Genomic DNA, 20,838 nt, shown 5'->3' with positions numbered 1-20,838 from the left:
ATGAGAATGAAAAAGGGCAACAGGTTCTTTGTGTAATGCATCAGGAAGCTAAGGGGTAACTTCTGCTTGGAAAACCGGCACGGTCAATTCAGTTGGCATCATGCCGGTCAGACGACCCCGCTTCAGCAATGGATGTCCTTTCCCTCCACGTCCGACCACCTGGTACTTGCGAAGGGAGACGGAAAGAGTGCCACCGTCTTCTTTGGCAAGCATGAGTTCTTCCTCTTTTGAAGACAATAATCTAAATCCAACCACGGTATCGTTCTGATCTAATTTTAAGACGATGACTCCACGGCCGGGTCCGGCCAATTGCGCCACCTCTTCGGCCTGACAAAGCAGGGCTCGTCCTCGCGCGGAAACGACCGCTACGACGGTTTTTTGCAGAGGAGCAGTGACCTGGCTGACCCCGATGACTTCTTCCCCTTCCTTGAGTTTACAAAATTTTCGGCCCAGTCGGGTCGAGGGCTCCTGGAAGGGGTCAAGCTCAAACCGGATTCCCATCCCGCTTGACGTCATGGCGACGGCTTCTCCGGATAGACCGGTTGGGGTGCTGTCGAAGAGGGGCAGGTTGCGACTTTTTGACGGTGCAAGGGCGGACACTCCCGTTGCCAGCACACGCGGATCGAAGCTCAGTCCCTCAATAATCCGTTCGCCATCTTTGAATTTAAAAAGCTTTTGCGCCGGATCTCCAAAGCCACTTCGGGCCGGTGGAATATCGCCGATGCGAATAGAGTACGCGCTGCCATAATTAGAAAAGAACACCACCGATTCAAGGGTACTCCCGCCTAAAATCGTCATGACCCGATCGCCTTCCCGAACCCGTGCTTTGGAAAGATCTTTAATAAGGCCGACTCGCCGGATCCATCCATCTGCGGAAACGGTGATTACCGCATCTTCTTTAACCCGGAACGCGTCCGGATCAAACTCGACTTCCTCGGTTTGCCGCCGGCCGATTTTGGTCCGACGTTTGTCTCCAAACGCTGTAGCAACCTCTTCCAGTTCTTTTTTGACCACATCCCATAATTTGGTATTGGAAGCCAGAAGGGTTTTGAGATTTTTGGCCTGGAGCAGCTTGTCGGCCAGCTCATCCAGCATTTTTTTGATTTCAGTTCGGGATAATTTATAGATGGGCGTTTCCAAAATCGCGTCGGTTTGAATGGGTTCGAGTCCGAATCGTTGTTGGAGTTTATTGGCAGAATCGGCTTTACCCTCACTTTGCCGGATGATTTTGAGCACCTGATCCAGAGCGTCGAAAATAAGTTTGAACCCATTCAGAATATGGATTCGCTTTTCCAGGACTTGCAAATCGTAGCTGAATCTCCGCTTAACGGTGACAAAGCGAAAGTCGATGAACTGTTCCAGCATCTGCTTGAGATTCAGGCAATCAGGACGCGCCACGGTCGATCCTGGTACCGGAACCAGGCACGTCAAATTAACGGAAAAGTTATTCTGCAGCGGCGTATGTTTAAAGAGATAGGCCATGGCCAGATGGGGATCGGCATCTTTTTGTGTCTCGAGCGCGATTTGAACTTCGGTCGTGGACTCATCCCGGACATCCACCAATTGCGGAACCTTTTTGGTGATGATTAATTCGCCGATCCGTTCCACAATCGTGGACTTATCGACGGCAAAGGGAATGGATGTAATGAGAATGGCTGATTTCCCGTGATCCAATGGTTTGACTTCATATTCTCCGCGAAGCCGGATCGACCCCTGTCCGGTCTCATACATTTCCCGGATCTCAGTTTTGTTGTTTAAAATTTCGCCGCCCGTCGGGAAGTCCGGGCCTTTCAGGTATTTCATGAGATCGGAAATTGAGGCATCCCGTTTCGCAATCAAGGCGATCGCGGCCTCGATCACCTCTCCTAAATTATGGGGAGGGATATTGGTGGCCATGCCCACGGCAATGCCTGTTGAGCCATTCACCAGCAGATTGGGAAAGCGCGCGGGGAGTACCAGCGGTTCTTCCGCTTTGCCATCGTAATTGGGTTGGAAGTCGACCGTGTTTTTATTCAGTTCATTCAGCAGTTCGAGTGCGAGGGGTGTCAGACGGGCTTCGGTATAGCGATAAGCGGCGGGACGATCACCGTCCTGGCTGCCGAAATTTCCATGGCCATCCACCAGGGTGTTACGCAATGACCAGGGCTGGGCCATTCGAGCCATCGCGTCATAAACCGCCGCGTCCCCATGTGGATGCCATTCACCGATAACCGACCCCACGACCTTGGCGCTCTTGATGGGAGGCCGGTCAGGCACAAGTCGATGATTGTGAAACATGGAAAACAAAATGCGCCGCTGCACCGGTTTCAATCCATCCCGGATATCCGGAAGGGCCCGTGAGGTAATAACCGAGAGCGCATAATTGAGGTAGCGTTGACGTGTTGTCTCATCCAATAGAACCGGGATGGTTGCTGAAGGGTTGGTGGTGGAATTATCGGTGCCAGACCGGGTTCGTTTGGCCATACGTTCGTATCCTTTGATGACTCAGAGGGTCTTGAAATTCATGTAGGATTCGGATCTCGGAGGGTGAAGCCGCCTTATGACATTACTGGACTGGCGCGGGCGAGGGGCCTAAGTGTGTTGTGGCCGGTTCCGGTTCTTCATCCGTTGGTTTAACCAGAGAGGGCAATCCTAACTGGTCTTTGATGCGGGTTTTCACCCAAAACGGATCCCACCATTCCGTGGGATTCACCTGTTCGCCATGCAAAATCAAACTAAAATGCAGGTGATCGCCGGCTGCGAGACCGGTGGTGCCTGATTTGCCAATGGGTTGTCCCAGGATGACAGCGTCACCGGGTTTGCCTTCAATCGAGGAGAGATGTGCATACAAGGAAAGCAATCCATATCCATGATCAAGGATAATCGTGTTCCCATAAATTCCCAGATATCCGGCAAATATGACGATTCCATTATTAGCGGCTTCGACGGGATAATGCTGGGTGACGGCGAGATCAAACCCTAAATGATCTTGGGTATCGACGACCTGTCCCTTATACGTATATTTGCGGTGATCGGCGAAGGAGGCTTCAACCTGTGAGCCTGACAATTGACGAAACGCCCCTTTCCAGAGAAATTCATGGCGGCTGTTTTTGGCCAGTTTGGAAATGGTCTCGTTATTCATTTTGCGTAACGTGTCATTGACCAGAAGGAAATCCTTCAGTGGATCGCCCATGCTCTGTAATTCAGGGGTCTGTGCCAGAATGGTCGGAACCGTTTTACGAATAAATGAGTCGGAAATCGTGATGGAGCGGGTACGCCAGGCTTGAGGTTTGACCTTGAAACTGACATCCATGAGAGCGGAGTTGCCATGCCCGTCGTCTGCAATGACTTGGATCGGGGTCGAGGAGGGCAAATTATAAGGAAAGGCAATGAAGGCAAACATGCCGGCTTTGTCAGGTGCAGGATATCCCGGGAAGAAGGCCTTTCCAATCTTTATCCCGTGAAAAGACACTTCCGGAATCACTCGATACCTGACGATACCTGTCCCACCTTGCACGATGGTCGTGGGGGGTGACAGGAGTTCCAATCTGGGTGGTGTAAATTGTGGAGTAAATTCCTTCTCCAATCGTTGTCCGTTACCTTCAAACCAGTTACGCCAGGAATAATCCCTGGCGGTCACAATGAGTTGAGCCTGACCTTGCCGGCGAGGCAGGTCCGAGTTGGCATAGGGAATCACGTTCAGCGTGAATTCATGGTCACGTCCTCCGGCTGCCGACAACCACCCCTCAGAAGAAAAGGATTGGTCGGCCAGGCTGAATGTTTCCAAGTTGTGAATAATGCGGACTGAGATATCCCGAAGACCGGTCTCATTATCATGAATACGAAGCACCAGTGGCGTGGTTGGGCCGACCAGCTCGAACGGTTGTTCGAGCGAGATTTCAGGGGCAGTGGAATCTCCCCATCGTGCGTTCCCAATTAATCCCAGGTAAATGGCGATAAGAGCCAGGACGATAATAAACAGCAAGCCTTTTTTAGACACGATCGAGGTAACTCTTCCTCCAGAGGATGGTGCGAGCCGGACAAAAAATGTTCCTCTTCTTATACCATACCCAGCCTTCAGAGCAAGTGGACGATCTGTCTGAAGAGACGGTGAAGCGCGCGCGCCTGATTCACAACCGTAGAAATCGGTTCTCTATACTCTTGACATGGACAGGATGATCGCCTAGCCTGTGCCGGGCCACAGCCAGGCCTCATGTCTCATATCCCTCCTCTCGGGCCAGGTGTTTCGTCCAGATGGATGATGTGGGAATTCCCGCTCCCTGAATGGTTGATCAGGAGCTTGGTTTCATGGACGAAGCCGGTGGCTTCTTGGTGACAAACACATTCCCGGACATTTTCTCAATATTCCTTTATTTTGATAAATGGTGTTCCGATATATGTCGGTAGTGCCGAACAGGCGACAGCCTGATCGGCATTTTCTGAATCAACCGTCTTTCCACATGGGGGGCTCATGCCAGGGTTGAGTGATATTCTAGGGTGGTTTTCGAGTGATTTAGCCATCGATTTAGGTACGGCGACGACACTGGTCTATGTTCGTGGTAAAGGCATTGTCCTGAGTGAACCCTCGGTGGTGGCCATCGAAAAGCAATCGAACACGGTATTGGCCGTGGGTGTCGAAGCCAAACGCATGGTGGGAAGGACGCCGGGTAATATTGTGGCGATCCGCCCGATCAAAGAAGGGGTCATTGCCGATTTCGCCATGACCGAGCGCATGTTGCATTATTTTATTACCAAAGCGCATAACCGACGGGCGTTCGTCAGGCCGCGCTGTATTATTGGCGTGCCATCCCGTATCACCGAAGTTGAGCAACGGGCCGTCCGTGAATCGGCCAGCCAAGCCGGCGCCCGGGAAGTCTATCTCATCGAAGAGCCGGTTGCGGCAGCAATAGGAGCGGGGTTACCGATTACGGAACCTTCGGGGAACATGGTGGTCGACATTGGAGGAGGTACCACCGATATTGCGGTCATTTCCCTTGGGGGCATTGTCTGTAGCGAGTCGGTTAAAGTGGCGGGTGATTCCATGGATGATGCCATTATGAGTTATATTAAGCGACGATATAACCTCCTGATCGGTGATCACATGGCGGAAAAGGTGAAAATCGAAGTCGGATCTGCCTACCCGTTAGAACAAGCCAAAACGATGATGGTCAAAGGGCGTGACATGATTTCGGGTATTCCCCGGACGGTTGTCGTGAATGATTCCGAGATTCGAGAAGCCTTGGAAGATCCCATACATGCCATCGTGAATGCCTTACGAAACGCGTTGGAGAATACCCCGCCGGAATTGGCCGGAGATATTATCGATAAGGGAGTGGTGATTACAGGCGGGGGTTCGCTGTTGCCTGGCATTGCCACGCGGTTTCAGGAGGAAACCAATCTGCCCATCATTACGGTGGAAGATCCCTTGACCTCCGTGGTGTATGGCGTGGGAAAAGCTCTTGATGAAGTCGATTTATTTCAAAAGATTCAAAAATTTTAATGGTTGACTAAGGCAAGACAACCGACGTGTTCGGTGCGATCTGAAAAATCTTGCCTTGATGACCGATCACATAGAGTTCTCCCTCACGATCTTCCCCAAAAGACGAGATTTGTAGTTCCGTATCCAGCAGTTGTGTGGTCTGCCCGTCGCGATAACCCCAGATTTCTCCGGTACAATAATCTCCGAACACATAGAGCCCTTCTAATGAAGGCACGCGTTTTCCACGATAGACATAGCCTCCGGTCACCGAGCATCGTCCTTGTTCGTGCCGGTATTCTGTGACCGGTGGCGTGACCACATGCTGGGCCGATTGGCAATTCTTGGCGGGTTTAAAACAGTGGGTCCCCTCTAAGAGTCGCCATCCATAGTTTTTCCCTTTGGCAATCACATCGATTTCTTCCCAAAGGTTTTGTCCGACATCCCCGGCCCATAAGTCCCCGGTCTGGCGGTCAAAGGAAAAGCGCCAGGGGTTTCGAACGCCAAGTGCAAAGATTTCAGGTTGGCCTGGTTGTCCGACAAAGGGATTGTCGGCAGGGATGCGGTAGGGAGGCGGTCCATCTACATCGATCCGAAGGAATTTACCCAACAAAGACTTTCGATCTTGAGCTCGGTTCTCCGGATCACCGCCTGCTCCGCCATCTCCCGTCCCAATATACAAGAATGCATCGGGGCCAAAAGCGATCATGCCTCCGTTATGGTTGCCGTAGGGTTGCGGAATAACGAGTCGGATGGTTTCTTGTGGTTCTGCTTGGGCGGGGTCGGATGAGACTTGGTATTCGGCAATCACTGTGGCCCCGTCCTGTGCCCTGGTGTAATTGACAAAAAACCGGCCATTTTTCGAGTACTGAGGATGGAATGCCAGACCCAGGAGTCCCCGTTCCCCTCCTGTGGACAGCTTTTCAGCGATATCCAGGAAAAGAGCAGGATTCCGTTGGCCTGGAGTCAGGGTGACAATGCGGCCATTCTGTTCTACCACGAACAAGCGATTGGTTTGATCCGGACTGGCGGTGAGAAAGACCGGCTTAGAAAAGTCGTGCTCCACCAGGGGTTGCAATCCAATGGGACCTTTAACAGAGGCAGGTTTTCCAGAAAGACCCCAGCCGGAGGTTGACCAAAGCCCTACCGCTATCCCTATGACGATTCCCATCATTACGGGGCCCAGGTGTCTAAGAAGGGCTGCGTGAAGGTGGGATGGCTGAATTCGGGAATGGATTGAGCGGAATAGGGATTGCCCGGGAAATCGATGCCTTGTTATAACTTGAGAAGCCATAACGGTAACGTGAAGGAGTGTAAGATGATTTTAAAGTATGAGTCCGATATCTTAGATGATGAAAATGCCCGAGGAAATTTCTATCATGTTTGTCAGGGAAAGGTCCAGGACACGCCGGTCGGCATTCCACCTGAGGATCAGCCCTATGAATGCCCTGCGTGTGGCATTGATCTGGAACAGGAAGACTTTTTGCTGGCTCAACAACGAGGATGGTCATAATGTTCGGTGGCAGTTATGCCCACCATATGCATGGAGGAACCAATGGAGTTACCACGTAGCTATGGGAGAAAAACAGTTTCGGTCATGCGCGGCCACATGATGTTGTGTTCTGCTTGTTATGACAGTATTCATGAAGAAAAATTAGTGGATGAAAAAAACTATGTGGCAGATCATGAAACATTCTTTGATATTATTTGTCCAGGCTGTGAGGATTTAAATCGTCCCCTCATCGACGATATGCTGGGCAGTTCGGAATAGCCCGGGGCACCTCTTGACCGGGCCTGCTGAACCGGTTCTTTCTCCCCATACGACCGGGACTTCTATCCAGCCTCCCGATTTTCGCGGGTTCGTTTTTCCCTCCTAATCCAATCGGAAAGGCCGCATTTGCCTTGAGGCATCATGATGATGTTCTCATGAGATCACGTGCGCAGGCAGTTTGAGACAAAGACCGCAAAATCCACTGAACTTTTTGTGCCGCCACAATGACGGCCCATCCCATCCAATAGTTCAAACCATTCGCTTTTTCAGCACTTTCCAGGTCGTGAACGTACTTTCTTTGTTCGTTTCCTTCATTCCTGTGCAGATGTGACCGATAAGAAGATGAGGGTTAAAAGCTGTCGTGAAGATTCCCGAGCAGGAGGTGTCCAATGGGAGGCTTCAGAGCTGGTCCACTGATCTTTGCAGTCTTTGGGTTCTCACCCATCTTCCTGATTTCTTCCCCCTCTGCAACATTGTCGTGTGATTCTTTTCTCAATCCTTCAGCCTTTCAGGTTACGACTTTCACCCAGAATACCCTCCTTCCCAATGGAATGATGGCCATTCGGTATCCTGAAACGGAGCAGGAGAGCTCTCCGCATGTCAGTGTGCATCGAGTGTTGATGGTGATTCCTGGACTACAGGAATCCCTTCCTGAAGCCTCGGATATGCACTATCGAATTGTTGAAGGGGATGGCACGATTGGATGGGTAACCTACATCCTTTCGGCCCAGGCACTTTTCTATGGTGTGGGTGAAGACTCGTTAGGTTTTCCCGAAAAGATTTGGATTGATCCTGAAGAAGATGGCCTAAATGGTAATGAACATATCAATGGCAGAGAGCCTGATTCGGTGAAATGAGACTGTCATCTGCTACCTAAGATAGGCTTCCGGACCTCCTAATTCATCGAGCAGGCGCCTGGTCCACGGGGATCTCCGCAGGATCCGCAACTGCCCGGATCAACAATGTTCATTCCACTGCCTGTTCCCCCTACCGCAAATCCCGTCAACTGTTTTTCAAGTCTATCGGCCTGACATTCCGGACATTGCGGGATGGTTGAGCCATGGACAAGCATCTCAAATTGATGCGAACATTCCTGACATCTATAAGCGAAAATCGGCATGGGTTCTGGACCTCCTTTTGAATGAAATGGTACATCTAGTATAGGCAATCATGTGAGATGAGGACAATGGAGGTTCGCGAAAGGGAGTGGCCTCCGGTCATGATGGAGAAGGAGAAAAAGATGTATCAAGAGGAGGAGTCGTTTAACCTAAGGTTTTCCCTGGAGGCCAACTTCCCGGATGAATATGAGGGCGAGGAGGATGAGAGGGCATGGCTCGCACATTGGGAAGAAACGGTGAAGCCTGCTATTGTGAAAAGTATATTTCGCACATTGGAACAGTATCCCGACTGGGTGGCCCGTTTTCGTAATCGAGGAAAGTCCGCTACGGACGAAATTGAAATTGTCTTAGAAAAAACCTATACCGATTCTTCATTGAATTAACGCCATGATGTTCTGGTTCTTCGCCAAACGATCTGTGATTTGCGGTATCGCCTGGGCGTGTATAACCGGATGGCCTCTCTCCGCATATGCGCAGAATCTCACCTATTCCCCCACGCCGAGTAATCCGGTTGGGCGCGCTCCGCAAGCCATTACCGCAGGAGATTTCAATGGGGACGGATTATCGGATATCGCGACGGTTAACGGCACATCCGACGATATCTCAGTGCTATTAGGCAACGGCAATGGCACCTTTCGATCGGCTGTGTCCTTTGGAGTCGGGAAAATTCCCCTGGCGGTCGTTGCCGCCGATATGGATGGTGACGGCCTCCTTGATCTGGTTCTGGCCTTGAGCGGAGCTGATCAGGTGGTTGTGCTGAAAGGTGAGGGCACCGGCCTGTTTAAGAAGTTAGCCAGCCAGGGGGCAGGCAAAGGGACAACCTTTCTAGCGGTTCGGGATGTAAACGGGGATGGGTGGAGTGATGTGGTGGCGATCAATAGCGGACGATTTGGGTATTACCCCCCTTTTGATCTCTCGGTGCTCTTGAACGATGGGAAGGGCGGACTGTTGACCCCTGTGACCTATGAACAGGACGGACGGGACGGTATGTTTCCGACCGGGGTGCTGGTCGAGGATCTGACCGGTGATGGAAAGCCCGACCTTGCGGTGACATGGAGTCAGCCGAGTTGGCGGTCCCCGAACGGGCTGGTTTCCATGCTAAAGAATACCGGTAATGGGAAGTTTGTCCTTGAGAAGGAACTCAAGCCGGGCTTCACCTTAAGCGCGATTCAGGGGGCCGACATCAACCATAATGGATTGGTGGACCTCGCTGTGACCAGTCTCTTTTCGGATACCGTACGCATTCTGCTCCAGCGCGAGGGGGGATCGTTTACCGAATTGGATCCCATAAAGGTGGGTTTTGCGCCGGTGGGAGTGGTGTTTCGTGATTTCGACGGAGATCAAGAGATGGACATGGTTGTGGTCAATCGTGATTCCAATAGTTTGTCGATTTTATTGGGAAATGGAGCCGGACTGTTTACCTCGGCGGGCCATTTTGGTGTCGGAGCCACGCCTTCAGCAGTGGTCGTGGAGGATTTTGATCAAGATCGATTCCCCGATCTGGCCACGGCCAGCACGAATGTCGATGGCGTGTCGGTCCTGCTTAGCGGAGATGGGGCTATCCCCCTCCCAAGCCTGAGCACGGATGCCATGGTCTTTGAATTGGAGTCGGGCCGGGAGGCGAATCCTTCATCCTCTCATCACATGATACGGGTCTCCAACATCGGATTGGGACTGCTCAAAATTGTGGAGGTGAAGATTACCGGCAATGAAGCGGATGCCTTTTCAGTTGTGGATAACACCTGCGCGGATGTGACCTTGTATACGGGCGATTCGTGCACGCTCCAGGTCGGATTCGCTCCACACGAACCGGGAACCCACCATGCCATGCTCACGATTCACGATAATGCCAGCGGTAGTCCACGACGTGTGGTGTTAAAAGGCCTGGTGAAAAGTTAAGCAGCCGCGTTCGTTGGAATAAATAAAGGTATAGCTGAACCAGCCCCTTTTACCCTCCCTTCCCATCACGCCATGTGATGTTTGCGCTTCAAACCTTTCCCATAATCCGGTATGCTCTCTTTCCATTCCTTGAATGGTCTGTTACATATTTCAACCCCTTGCTGTTTTATCAGCATATGAATACCCAAGACTCATCAGAAGAAATAATTGAGTATTCAAAAAGGCCCGTCCAGTCCCGTCCTGAGGCTTCTCGAAATAAAGACCGCGGCCGTTTTGGACGGGCGGAGCGTAGGGAGGAGTACGTGAGCACGGTCAGGCGGCGAGAACGCATGGCCGTCCCGTCCTGAAAGGTGACCCATTTGTTTTCAATACTTCCCTGAAGAAGAGTGTGTTTGATGTCGATTCCCGGTCAATCCAGTCAAAATGTATGGGTGGGGATAGATATCGGAGGGACCTTTACCGACTTTGTCATTTATTCCTCCTCGGATCACTCTCTCCAGCGATTTAAAATTCTTTCGACCCCGGCCGACCCTGCGGAAGCGGTCCTGCAAGGGTTAGCCCAACTTCCTCACCATCCCGGTCGCCATATTGTGCATGGTTCCACCGTCGCCACCAATGCCATTCTGGAGCGCAAAGGGGCGCGGACGGCTCTCATTACGACAAAAGGCTTTCGCGATGTCCTGCTGATTGGACGGCAAAACCGTCCTGAATTGTACGACCTGTTTCCTGTCATTTCTCCGCCCTTAGTCCCGCGCGAATGGTCATTTGAAATCTCGGAGCGGGTGGATTGTGAAGGGAACATTCTGACGCCTCTTCAGGACCAAGACCTCGTCCCAATTCTTAAAATGTTACGGCATGAGGCGATTCAGTCGGTGGCCGTATCGTTTCTGTTTTCTTTTGTGAATCCTGCTCATGAGCAATGGGTGACAAAGCGATTGCGTGAGGAAGGATTCTTTGTGACGGGTTCCTCCGAAATCCTACCGGAATTTCGGGAATATGAACGAACCAGTACGACGGTGGTAAACGCCTATGTGTCTCCGGTTCTCGATGCCTATTTGAGCCGGTTAGAACGGGAGATCAAACCGACCGAGTTTCATATTGTGCAATCGAACGGGGGCCGAATTTCGGTCGCTCAAGCGCGAGGGCATGGCGTCCGTTCCATTCTGTCTGGTCCGGCCGGAGGTGTGGTGGGCGCGCGATACCTGGCAGGGTTGGCGGGCTTCACCCGGATTCTGACGTATGATATGGGCGGGACGTCCACGGACGTGGCGTTGGTTCATGAGACGATTCATGTCACGTCCGAAGCAAAAGTCGGGGGGAATCCCATCCGTGTGCCAGTCATCGATATACATACGGTCGGTGCCGGAGGTGGCTCACTGGCCACCGTCGATGCGGGCGGCAATCTTCGTGTGGGACCTCAAAGTGCCGGAGCGCAACCGGGTCCGGTGTGTTATGGGCGGGGCGGGACCATCCCAACGGTCACGGATGCTCATGTGATGTTAGGGCGATTGCCGACCGATGGGTTTTTAGGTGGCCGGATGAGATTGAATGTCGAGTCGGCGCAACAGGCGTTTGATGAACTGAGCCGGGAGATGGTGTTGGCCCCTCGTTCCGGTTTGGATGTCCGGCAGACCTTGGCCTTGGGTATGATCCAAATTGCCAATGTTCATATGGAGCGCGCCCTGCGTGTTATTTCGGTGGAGCGGGGAGAAGATCCCAGGGAAACTGTCCTGGTGGCATTCGGTGGGGCCGGCGGATTACATGCCTGCGATCTGGCCAGAGCACTGGGTATTCCACACGTGTTGGTGTCGCCAATGGCCGCCGCGCTCTCTGCTCTGGGCATGTTGGCAGCGGAGGTGCAATTGGATTATGTCCAGACGGTGATGCTGCCGGGAGACACGCCGAGTGAGATGCTTGAGCAGTGTACGCAACCGTTGATTGATCAGGGACAAAAGGACTTACATCGGGAGGGGGTGGATCCCGACCAATGGGTTCTCTCTCGAACGGTCGATGTCCGTTATGTCGGTCAATCCTTCGACTTAGCGGTGCCGCTGACCTCAATGTTCCGCGAGGAATTCCATCGGATTCATTGTGCGCGCTATGGCTATAGTCAGACAGAGACTCCAATCGAAATCGTGAATGTCCGCGTCCGGGCAGTCGGCCATGTGAGGCCGCCCACCATTCCCACCAGGCCGTCAGGGTCAGCGGATCCGACTGCCGCGCAATGGGAAGATCGTCCGGTGGTCTTGCCCCAAGGGATGCAACCGGTCCCGCATTATTGGGGAGCCCGCCTGTGTCCGGGACATGAAATCCATGGACCGGCCATTCTGGTTCTGGATGATACCACAGTCTATCTTGGCCCTACGGATCACGCCGCGATTGATACGTATTCGAATATTCTCATAAAGGTTGGAGCCACCGATGGATGATCCCATTCGCACTGAAATGATGAAGCACCGATTGGTGTCCGTGGCCGAGGAAATGGGCGCTCGCCTGCAGAGGGCCGCCTTCTCGCCAAACATCAAAGAACGCTGTGATTTTTCCTGTGCGGTGTTTGATGCATCGGGAAATCTGGTGGCGCAAGCGGCCCATATCCCGGTTCATCTTGGAGCTATGCCCTTATCGGTGCAAGCCTGCCTTGAATCCTTGACGCTGGCGCCCGGCGATGTGGCCATGGTCAATGATCCCTATCGCGGGGGCACACATCTTCCCGATCTCACCGTGGTGTCCCCCATTTTTGTGAAAGACACCTCTCCTCCCACTCTCTTGGGGTTGGTCGCCAATCGTGCGCACCATGCCGACATTGGGGGAATGTCGGCAGGGTCGATGCCGTTGTCACAGGAAATTTTTCAAGAAGGACTCATTATCCCACCGGTGAAACTCATGGTGGGGGATAAAAAAAATGAGGACATCTGGCGGATGTTATTGGCGAATGTCCGTACTCCGGAGGAACGCATGGGTGACCTCCAGGCTCAACTGGCCGCGAATCAGATTGGAGGGGAACGGATGCGAGCGATGGCTGAACGGTTTGGCGTGCAACCGCTGCTCCTGGAAATGGATGCCCTGCTTCGTTACAGCGAACGCATGACGCGCCAGCTAATCAGCATGTTGCCTAATGGCTGCTACCGTTTTGAAGATGCTCTGGATAACGATGGATTCACTGAAGAACCTGCTGTCATTCGTGTCGCCATTACGATCCAGGATGAACAGGTCACTGTTGATTTTTCGGGAACTGATACACAACGGCCTGGTAGTATCAATGCAGTCTATCCGGTCACGTTGTCCGCAGTGGCCTATGTCTTCCGATGTGTGTTGGGTTTGGATATCCCTGCCAATAGCGGATGTTTGCGGCCGGTTCACGTTATTGCACCGGAAGGCACGTTGGTGAATGCCCGGCGTCCGGCGGCGGTTGCGGCTGGAAATGTGGAAACCTCCCAGCGAATCGTGGATGTCCTGCTTGGCGCGTTGGCGCAAGCCTGTCCCGATCGCATTCCGGCGGCCAGTCAGGGCACGATGAATAATCTCACCATCGGTGGATGGGATCAACGACACAACCGGCCCTTTGCCTATTACGAAACCATCGGCGGTGGTATGGGTGCGGGTCCTGAATGTGATGGGGCGAGCGGCCGCCACTCACACATGACTAATACCCTGAACACGCCGGTGGAAGCTGTTGAATATGCCTATCCGTTTCGAATTGCTCGCTATGCGTTGCGGGAGAAGTCCGGAGGAAGCGGTCAGCATCAGGGCGGAGACGGAATTGTCCGGACCTACGAATTTCTTCAGTCTGCCGAGGTCACGCTGTTGTCCGACCGCCGGATCACCAATTCGTATGGATTGGAAGGGGGCGCACCAGGTGAATCCGGGCGCAACAGCTTGAGGCAAAACGGAATCGAAAAAGATGTCGGGGGAAAATGTTCATTCCCCGTTGAAGCGGGCGATCAACTCACCATTGAAACCCCCGGCGGCGGTGGATATGGAACCAACCAGAATCTCGGTTAGTTGGGGAAAAATGATCCTACAATTATGGAAGACTTCAGGATAGAGACCTCAGGCATGAGACTGCGTCTTTCTTCGTCAAACTCCCGGACAAAAGCCCTTACGGAAAAAATCAACAATCTCGTATCCGAATAGATACAAATCGTATCTCAGGACCTATCAAAATCCTCCCATCCTTGCCTTTCAATACTCTTTTCACCGTTCCGTTGTCTTAACAGTACAATAAGTTTTGTGGAGTTAGGGTCTTTGCCGATTAGTCGTCAGCGTGCGGAATGGCTTTTGCTGTTGCTGTACAATGGCACAGAAAAAAATGAAGCTTAGCCTTACAACTCCCGGGATTACCGCAGTGGCGTATGACAATATCCTGGACGATGACCAAATCTCACAGTTACCGACAGAAAACGGTGCGTGGGGTGACCCGGGAACCCCCTATCATCCAGACACCGTTTGGAAACTCAGAGCAACATCCTCATTCACCCCCCATAAGGATGTTCTGCAATGCAGAAAGGAGGCAGTCATGAAAAATTTCACCGGGAGGTCCATGATGATGAAACATGCAAGACGTCGAACTCATACCATCGTTGTATGGGCTGCAGTGCTCTGCGTCCCACTTGGTGTGTATGGCCAGTCTGATAGTAATCAGGGGATACCCATTCAAGAGGCCGGGCAAACAGGAGTATTGATTGGAGGGGCTAAGAATCAGGACGCCGAGTTTTTTTCGTCTGAAAATAACGCTAAGGTTCAGTGGCGTCTGTCTTCCACTCCATTCAACTATTCACGAGTAGATCATGGGAGTGATGTCTCGATACGGCTTGTGGCGCTTGATTCTGTTGATGGGCCACCGCCTTGTGGGGCGGATGGCTATTGTAACTTGAACGCTTGCTCTGCCGACCCGGATTGTCCCGCCGGCCTTCCCCAGCAGGAGGGGGAAAGCGAGCCCTACGAACCTCCGCATGATGAAAAAAGCATTGGGGGGTCAGTTTGGCTGACGACAGGTCCTGACGGATTTGAGGGTGGACATTCCTGTGATTTTGACAAAGGCACTTGCAACATCAAAGTGACCTGGAGTGTGCAGCCGGATAAATATGATAAATGGAAAATATGCTGGAAGGATTGGGGCGACACCTTTACCAACGCGTGTGACGTGAACCAAAAAATTCGAAAATTTGAAAACAATTTTTATGTCATTCCTGATTTGAAGGAAGACCATCACTATCGTATTCGGCTCGAAGGTCGAAAGGATTCAAACGATAAGTGGAAATGCCTGGCAAAAGCGCGATTGCGAAATGTTCACTTGAATGGGACGAATATAAAAGGAGTTGTGCCATGCATCGTGCCGTAATTTTGCCTCGCATATGTGGAATTTTGACTCTGATCTGCTTGGCGAATGTCGAATGTTTGTCAATAAATTATGAGAAAAGATCCCTTTGATAAGGATCGGTTGAAGGACAATATGAGGGGGTTGCGCTGACGATATAGGTGAATGTCATGAAGTGGGTTCGTACAACTACGTTATTTCCCTTCCAATATTGGCAGGTGCCCTCACGATTCTTTATCCCTATATTGACTCCTATTTGGTTCTACTACTTCATGGTCTATTAGGGTTCAAACGCTCATTGTCCCTTCTTGTTTTACCAATATCCATTCAATTTTTTAGTTTGATAAAAGTTGCAGGCAAGAGAGCTCATGGCTATGCAACCTATGGAATATTGCTAGAACACTTTCCCTCAATTTCCCGCTAGTGCTCCTGCCTGGGTAAAGTTGTCCTCCCATGGGCCGATAATGCAAATGGCATTGTTCTCAGGGTCCCCCAAAATCTTGTAGTCAACGATCTTCACAGCATTCAACATTCCCAAGAACGCATGGAATGAGGTTTTTCACTCCATGCCATTTTTGAGGGACTTTGGTTGGAGGATTTCATGGGAATCTCATCAGGTTGGGGAACTTCACAATTCTCACCTAGGAAACACTCACATTTTTCTCAGGAGGGTTTAACAATGAGAGCCACGATATTGTGTGCGGGTTGTCTTGTTTTTAGTATGGGAATGGGGAGTGTTGTCAGCCAGGTGAATGCACAAGAGATTTGCCGAACGGCCGGATTTTGGGGCACTCATGCAGGCGAGGAGAAATCCGGTAGTACGAACATTTCTGAAGAAGTGATCCGAGCCTGGCTGTCTACCGTCAATTCCTATGATCAAACGGCGACGGACAAGTGTACCTATGAACTGGATGGCACAGTAATTTGTAATTTCGAACCGCCAGGTCAGGCGGGAAGTCCGAAAGCCTGTCGAGATGCGAAGAAGAATGACATTACTTTGTTGAATAATTTCCCTATCGGATATGAGGGAATTGATATTTGTGGCCAAATAATTTCCGTCGACCCCAATGGCCCTGACCAAATTCCTCCCGTTCTCGAAGCGTTATGCGTTTCCCCAGGGGGGGCTTCGAAACTTCAGCTCGGTCGCCAATTGACCGCCGCAGCGCTGAATTGCTTGATGAGTGGAGGTGGGAGCGACTGCACGGGTACCTCTATTGAACCCATCTTTGCATTCTGCAATTCGTCCTGTGCGGTTTCCGGCCAGGAAGACCAGGTAAACACCTGTATTGAAAAATTGGATTGTTTTAACAACGGTGGGACATGGAATGAAGCTGATCCTCAGGCCATGTATTGCCAAATGGAGGTTGCAGAATCCTGTCATGACCAGCCACTGATCGGAACGGTCATGAGCGGCTCCGGAGAACCGGAGGATCCTGGACTCCCTCCTCAGTAATTTCCAAGGAGGTTTCCCATGCAAGCAGCCCTGCATTCCTGGTCAGGAGCCCTGAAAGGCCTGGACCACCTCCTTCTCGGTATACGAAGAGGACTGCCTACGTTTCATTCAAAGAGAAAGGGTAATTGTATTAATTGTTCCATTTTTAATACATTATAAGAATCCTAGGAATTTTTTCCCGGAAAACTAGGGATTTCACTAGTTGTGCATGGGATAGAAACTCTTATTTACTCTTTAGAAAGAGCTAAAGAGCACTGAAATACATTGGTGGGAGAATCATCGCTATGATAGGGGAAATGGATAGAAACCAGGGAGGGTTCGATGTCCAGGGAACGGTGGTCGAAGGCTATGTGGGAAGAATTTCTGAGCAGGATTTTTTCAGGGGATCATATCTCGTTTATTCCCCATAAAATCTTTCGCTGGGATAAAAATGGGATCTATCAGGATTGTTTTTTCCCTGTTCCCTGCCAACACCTTTTAGGTGGAGAGCATCTTCTTGGACGGACCATCAATGAGGTCTTACCTAAAGACTCAGCAAGAATTTTGAAAAAGGCTCTGATCAAAACGTTGAAAACCCAACGGCCGCAAGATGTTCAATTGGTTTTCCCCACCCTGGGAAAGACTGTTGTCGCGGTGGTCCGGTTATTTCCTTATGAGGCTGAGGCATTGGGTTTCGTAACAGATCATTACCTGGATGGTTGTCCCGTCATCTCGGTTTCCCCGCAGGATTCCTCCTTGTCCTTTCTGAAAAACTCCTCGACTTATACCATGTAATTCGTGTGGGAAAAATCTTCTGAAAATTTCTCCCGATGATCGGGCCGGCAATGGGTGGGAATTCTCTGCGGTTGTCCTGACAGGGCTGCTGCATCTTGTATTCAAGAGTTTTGATGCAAAGGGACTATTTATAGCCTTGGCGGGCATCAGTTGGATGAGCTATGTCGTCTGGCAGGTTCGGCAAGATCCGACGAGGTGGAAAAAGTGGGGATTTCGCACCGACAATCTTCGACAAGCCTTTATGTGGCCATCGGTATTATTTGCCGGGTCGGGATTAGCCATGGCCTGGTATGGCATAGTGGCCGGTCGAGATCTCTGGCAAAGCCACATGCTGTTGCTGTTGTTCCTATATCCTGTATGGGGAATTCTCCAACAGTTTCTTGTGCAGGCGCTGGGTGTCGATAATCTTATAAAAATATTTCCTCAGCATGGCCTGTGGCTGGCCATCCCCGTTGGGGTGATTCTGTTTGCCCTGGTCCATGTCCCCGACTGGTGGCTGACGTTAGCCACCGGCCTTATGGCCTGCTTTTTTATCCTGTTCTATACCCGTGATCGAAATCTTTGGCCGCTGGGACTCTATCATGGCTGGCTGGGCACGTTTTTTTATCTCTGGGTTCTTGGCCGCGATCCTTGGGTATCCGTTTTTGGAAGATAGCCACCCACTTGACGAGTTTGATGAGAGCGGAGTAGAAAAAGGACCATTGTTGTTTATGTGAAGGGAGAGGAATGGCTATGGAAAATAATCCGCTCGTAATTTCTGATCAAGAACGGTTGCAGCTGTTGTATGAACGGTTTCGGGATGTGTGTTTGGTGGAAAAGGAAGTGTGGACGGAAATCTATATGCCCCGGCAAACGGAGAAGGGCATGGTGCTCACCAATCAACACGAATGTTATGAAGTGATCATTGATGATGAAGCGGTTGAAAATGCGCTGGAGGCCAATATTCCCTTAGGATCGAAGGCGTTGGGCGCGGCGATTCAGGAGTATAAAGACCATATTTCGTTTCGAAAGAAATAGTTTCTACATTCGAGCAGACTGCATCAAAGTCTGATGGTTCCCGCCATGACTATTGCCAGCTCTTCTCCAGCCTTGTTATCAAGGTCCTGCAGGGTGCCACCGGCTTTGCCCGGCCCTCATCGGGATCTCTTTAGTTCGAGGATTGAAAAATATTGAAGCGTTTCCCCCTCTGCTTTTTTGGCAGAGGGGGAACTATGGTGATGACCCTGAAGTGAACGGGGCCCTTTTTTAGCCCTGGAATGTTCTGTAATTAGGAGAGGTTGATTAGGTTGCCGCAATCGCTTCTTTCGCAGGCGCTGCGACTTTTGCTGCAGCAGGCACTACCTTTTTGGCTTTTTCGGTATCCTGATAAGCTTTGTCTTGCGCCATCCAATCATGTCTGAGTTTTTCAGAAATGATTTTTGTGCTTTCCAGCATTTCCGGGATTTTGGTCAGGGTTCTGTCGTGGGCCTCCATGGCGAATCCGATGTGGTTCGAGCTGTATTGATCGAATTGCACGCGAATGATTTCCACGTTCGGAAGAATATCCGAAAACCGAGCGGTATAGGTTTTCCCCTTCGCCGTTAAGCTTGTGCCGTCTTCTTCCACCAGGGCCTCGGTGCCTGCCGGGACAGTCTTTCCGGTAAATTTATGCAACTTTCCAAAATCTCCAATGGCATAGCGTGTAATTTCGGTTCCCATGTGACCCACCCCTTGTTGTGTATTGATGATAAGAGCCTCGGACTAGACAGACGGGGTGTGAGTGTATTTGGAGTTGTGGTCCAGGCAAAGACACCATACATTCCGGTATGTCTCGAATGGGTATATTATGAAGCCTCCAGGGCTAGAGAGCAATGGGTCAGAATTCCAAAAAGGGGAGTTGAACATCCCCCCCAACAGCGTTCCCATGAGTCGAAGGGCGTTAAAAAGGGGCCCTATGGAGTCAATTGCAGTATGTATTGATCTCGGACCACTCAGCGTGAAACGGGAAGGCTCGATAGGTCACGGAGGCTGGTGGCAGCAAGGACTTCAGGTGTGCCAGGCGGTCTTGGGTCGCTGGATGGGTCGAAAGATAACGAAGGACGTCGTTTGCAGGTTGTTCTTTCCCAAGTTTAGCGAAAAAGGTGACCATCCCCTCGGGATTAATTCCCGACCGTTGTAATAACCGGAATCCCTGTTCATCGGCTTGGTCTTCCGCCTCACGGCTGTAGGACAGGGTCTGAAGAGTTTGGGCGGCTTGGAGTGCATAGGCCACCATGCCGCTGGCATCCCCGCTAAGGGCGGCGATGACGAAAGCCATCGACACATGCCGCACGATAAGGTGCATGGTGTGTCGAAGCAGAACGTGTTGAATTTCATGAGCTAACACTCCTGCGAGTTCTTCGGGCGAAGCGGTGTCTTGTAAGAGACCGCGGAAGACCATGACATATCCGCCCGGGGCAGCCATGGCGTTGACGAGGGGGCTATCCACCACGGTCACCTGAAATTGATAGGGAAGGTGGTCAGTGGATCTGGTCAGAGACGTCATTATGGAGTCGACCGCGTGGATCAGTTTCGGGTTGTCGCAAACCGGTTTCCCGTCTGTGACTTCCTGTTGGACATATTGGCCCAACTGAATTTCCCAGGAAAGCGGAATGGCGGCGGTGATTGGCTGAGCCAATGAGGGAATACCCCAGGTAAAAATGCCATACACGATGGGGATGCTGGCGAGTGCGGCCAGAACCGTCCAATACACACGAGTGTGTCGTGTGCGGGGATGATGAAAATGACTGGCGTGTGATCCGCCATGCTCATGAATCGCCAGCAGAATTTTGGGGCTGGGGATGACCAGGGTTTCGCCAATGCCTGTCCCTCGCTCAAATCGTACTTCTTCGCCGGAATAGCGCCCCTGGGTTTGTCGAAGATCATGATAGTTCCATGTCGTGGTTGTGTGGTCAGCAAAGTGAAGGATCAGGCCGACACCTGAAATGGTAATGGTCACATACTGTGGAACTACCGATTGTCCGTCATAATAGGACCCTTTCCATTTGGTGGGGTATGCCATGATCGAATTGG

At 51.4% G+C, this 20,838-nt stretch carries 19 protein-coding genes; 13 read left to right on the top strand and 6 right to left on the bottom strand.

The window, feature by feature from the left end; all coding sequences use genetic code 11:
- Positions 1–48: 48 nt before the first annotated feature.
- Together PQG83_RS13185 and PQG83_RS13180 are read right to left on the bottom strand one after the other, a co-directional pair.
- Positions 49–2,463, bottom strand: a complete 2,415-nt coding sequence (locus PQG83_RS13185; RefSeq protein ID WP_312741836.1) for a DNA gyrase/topoisomerase IV subunit A — start codon at positions 2,461–2,463, stop codon at positions 49–51.
- 82 nt (positions 2,464–2,545) lie between these two features.
- A complete protein-coding gene (locus tag PQG83_RS13180) occupies positions 2,546–3,979 on the bottom strand; it encodes a M23 family metallopeptidase (RefSeq protein ID WP_312741833.1) in 1,434 nt (477 codons plus the stop codon).
- A gap of 471 nt (positions 3,980–4,450) precedes the next feature.
- On the opposite strand from PQG83_RS13180, the gene PQG83_RS13175 reads away from it, so the two are divergent.
- The gene (locus tag PQG83_RS13175; RefSeq protein WP_312644576.1) at positions 4,451–5,479 is read left to right on the top strand and encodes a rod shape-determining protein; all 1,029 of its coding nucleotides are present in this window, start codon (positions 4,451–4,453) and stop codon (positions 5,477–5,479) included.
- A 7-nt stretch (positions 5,480–5,486) separates the two neighbouring features.
- Here the strand turns inward: PQG83_RS13175 and PQG83_RS13170 are convergent, their stop codons facing one another.
- Complete coding sequence (locus tag PQG83_RS13170; RefSeq protein WP_312741830.1) at positions 5,487–6,629, bottom strand: PQQ-dependent sugar dehydrogenase; 1,143 nt, start codon at positions 6,627–6,629, stop codon at positions 5,487–5,489.
- 144 nt (positions 6,630–6,773) lie between these two features.
- Here PQG83_RS13170 and PQG83_RS13165 point away from each other — a divergent pair, with 144 nt between their 5' ends.
- The 3 genes from PQG83_RS13165 to PQG83_RS13155 all read left to right on the top strand — a co-directional run bounded on the left by PQG83_RS13165 (position 6,774) and on the right by PQG83_RS13155 (position 8,083).
- Positions 6,774–6,968 (top strand): hypothetical protein, encoded by a 195-nt coding sequence (locus tag PQG83_RS13165; RefSeq protein WP_312644570.1) that lies wholly within the window; start codon positions 6,774–6,776, stop codon positions 6,966–6,968.
- A 42-nt stretch (positions 6,969–7,010) separates the two neighbouring features.
- The gene (locus PQG83_RS13160) at positions 7,011–7,226 is read left to right on the top strand and encodes a hypothetical protein (RefSeq protein ID WP_312741827.1); all 216 of its coding nucleotides are present in this window, start codon (positions 7,011–7,013) and stop codon (positions 7,224–7,226) included.
- A gap of 389 nt (positions 7,227–7,615) precedes the next feature.
- On the top strand, positions 7,616–8,083 hold the full coding sequence (locus PQG83_RS13155) for a hypothetical protein (RefSeq protein ID WP_312741825.1): 468 nt from the start codon (positions 7,616–7,618) through the stop codon (positions 8,081–8,083).
- Between the two features lie 38 nt (positions 8,084–8,121).
- Here PQG83_RS13155 and PQG83_RS13150 read toward each other — a convergent pair whose 3' ends face one another.
- Entirely contained in the window at positions 8,122–8,346 is a 225-nt protein-coding gene (locus tag PQG83_RS13150; protein WP_312741823.1) for an FmdB family zinc ribbon protein, read from the bottom strand.
- Between the two features lie 120 nt (positions 8,347–8,466).
- On the opposite strand from PQG83_RS13150, the gene PQG83_RS13145 reads away from it, so the two are divergent.
- The 9 genes from PQG83_RS13145 (at position 8,467) to PQG83_RS13105 (ending at position 18,804) form a co-directional block, all read left to right on the top strand.
- The gene (locus PQG83_RS13145) at positions 8,467–8,727 is read left to right on the top strand and encodes a hypothetical protein (RefSeq protein ID WP_312741821.1); all 261 of its coding nucleotides are present in this window, start codon (positions 8,467–8,469) and stop codon (positions 8,725–8,727) included.
- 4 nt (positions 8,728–8,731) lie between these two features.
- Entirely contained in the window at positions 8,732–10,243 is a 1,512-nt protein-coding gene (locus PQG83_RS13140) for an FG-GAP-like repeat-containing protein (RefSeq protein WP_312741818.1), read from the top strand.
- 395 nt (positions 10,244–10,638) lie between these two features.
- On the top strand, positions 10,639–12,672 hold the full coding sequence (locus tag PQG83_RS13135; RefSeq protein ID WP_312741815.1) for a hydantoinase/oxoprolinase family protein: 2,034 nt from the start codon (positions 10,639–10,641) through the stop codon (positions 12,670–12,672).
- A complete protein-coding gene (locus PQG83_RS13130) occupies positions 12,665–14,245 on the top strand; it encodes a hydantoinase B/oxoprolinase family protein (RefSeq protein WP_312741812.1) in 1,581 nt (526 codons plus the stop codon). Before PQG83_RS13135 ends, PQG83_RS13130 begins: the two co-directional genes overlap by 8 nt.
- A 514-nt stretch (positions 14,246–14,759) precedes the next feature.
- Positions 14,760–15,584 carry a hypothetical protein gene (locus tag PQG83_RS13125; RefSeq protein ID WP_312741809.1) on the top strand — a complete coding sequence of 275 codons (825 nt, stop codon included), beginning with the start codon at positions 14,760–14,762 and terminating at the stop codon, positions 15,582–15,584.
- A 655-nt stretch (positions 15,585–16,239) separates the two neighbouring features.
- Positions 16,240–17,013 (top strand): hypothetical protein, encoded by a 774-nt coding sequence (locus tag PQG83_RS13120; protein WP_312741806.1) that lies wholly within the window; start codon positions 16,240–16,242, stop codon positions 17,011–17,013.
- Between the two features lie 321 nt (positions 17,014–17,334).
- Positions 17,335–17,787, top strand: coding sequence for a PAS domain-containing protein (locus PQG83_RS13115; RefSeq protein ID WP_312741803.1), 453 nt, complete (start codon positions 17,335–17,337; stop codon positions 17,785–17,787).
- A 136-nt stretch (positions 17,788–17,923) separates the two neighbouring features.
- A complete protein-coding gene (locus tag PQG83_RS13110; protein ID WP_312741801.1) occupies positions 17,924–18,442 on the top strand; it encodes a CPBP family glutamic-type intramembrane protease in 519 nt (172 codons plus the stop codon).
- 71 nt (positions 18,443–18,513) lie between these two features.
- The gene (locus PQG83_RS13105) at positions 18,514–18,804 is read left to right on the top strand and encodes a hypothetical protein (RefSeq protein WP_312741799.1); all 291 of its coding nucleotides are present in this window, start codon (positions 18,514–18,516) and stop codon (positions 18,802–18,804) included.
- Positions 18,805–19,068: 264 nt separating this feature from the next.
- Here PQG83_RS13105 and PQG83_RS13100 read toward each other — a convergent pair whose 3' ends face one another.
- Both PQG83_RS13100 and PQG83_RS13095 read right to left on the bottom strand, forming a co-directional pair.
- On the bottom strand, positions 19,069–19,485 hold the full coding sequence (locus tag PQG83_RS13100) for a hypothetical protein (RefSeq protein WP_312741797.1): 417 nt from the start codon (positions 19,483–19,485) through the stop codon (positions 19,069–19,071).
- A 241-nt stretch (positions 19,486–19,726) separates the two neighbouring features.
- Complete coding sequence (locus tag PQG83_RS13095; RefSeq protein ID WP_312741795.1) at positions 19,727–20,827, bottom strand: M48 family metallopeptidase; 1,101 nt, start codon at positions 20,825–20,827, stop codon at positions 19,727–19,729.
- Positions 20,828–20,838 lie beyond the last annotated feature (11 nt).

Source organism: Candidatus Nitrospira neomarina, assembly GCF_032051675.1.
Classification (GTDB): domain Bacteria; phylum Nitrospirota; class Nitrospiria; order Nitrospirales; family UBA8639; genus Nitrospira_E; species Nitrospira_E neomarina.
Note: the sequence above shows the minus strand (reverse complement) of the source record. Positions and strands in the feature narration are given on the sequence as shown.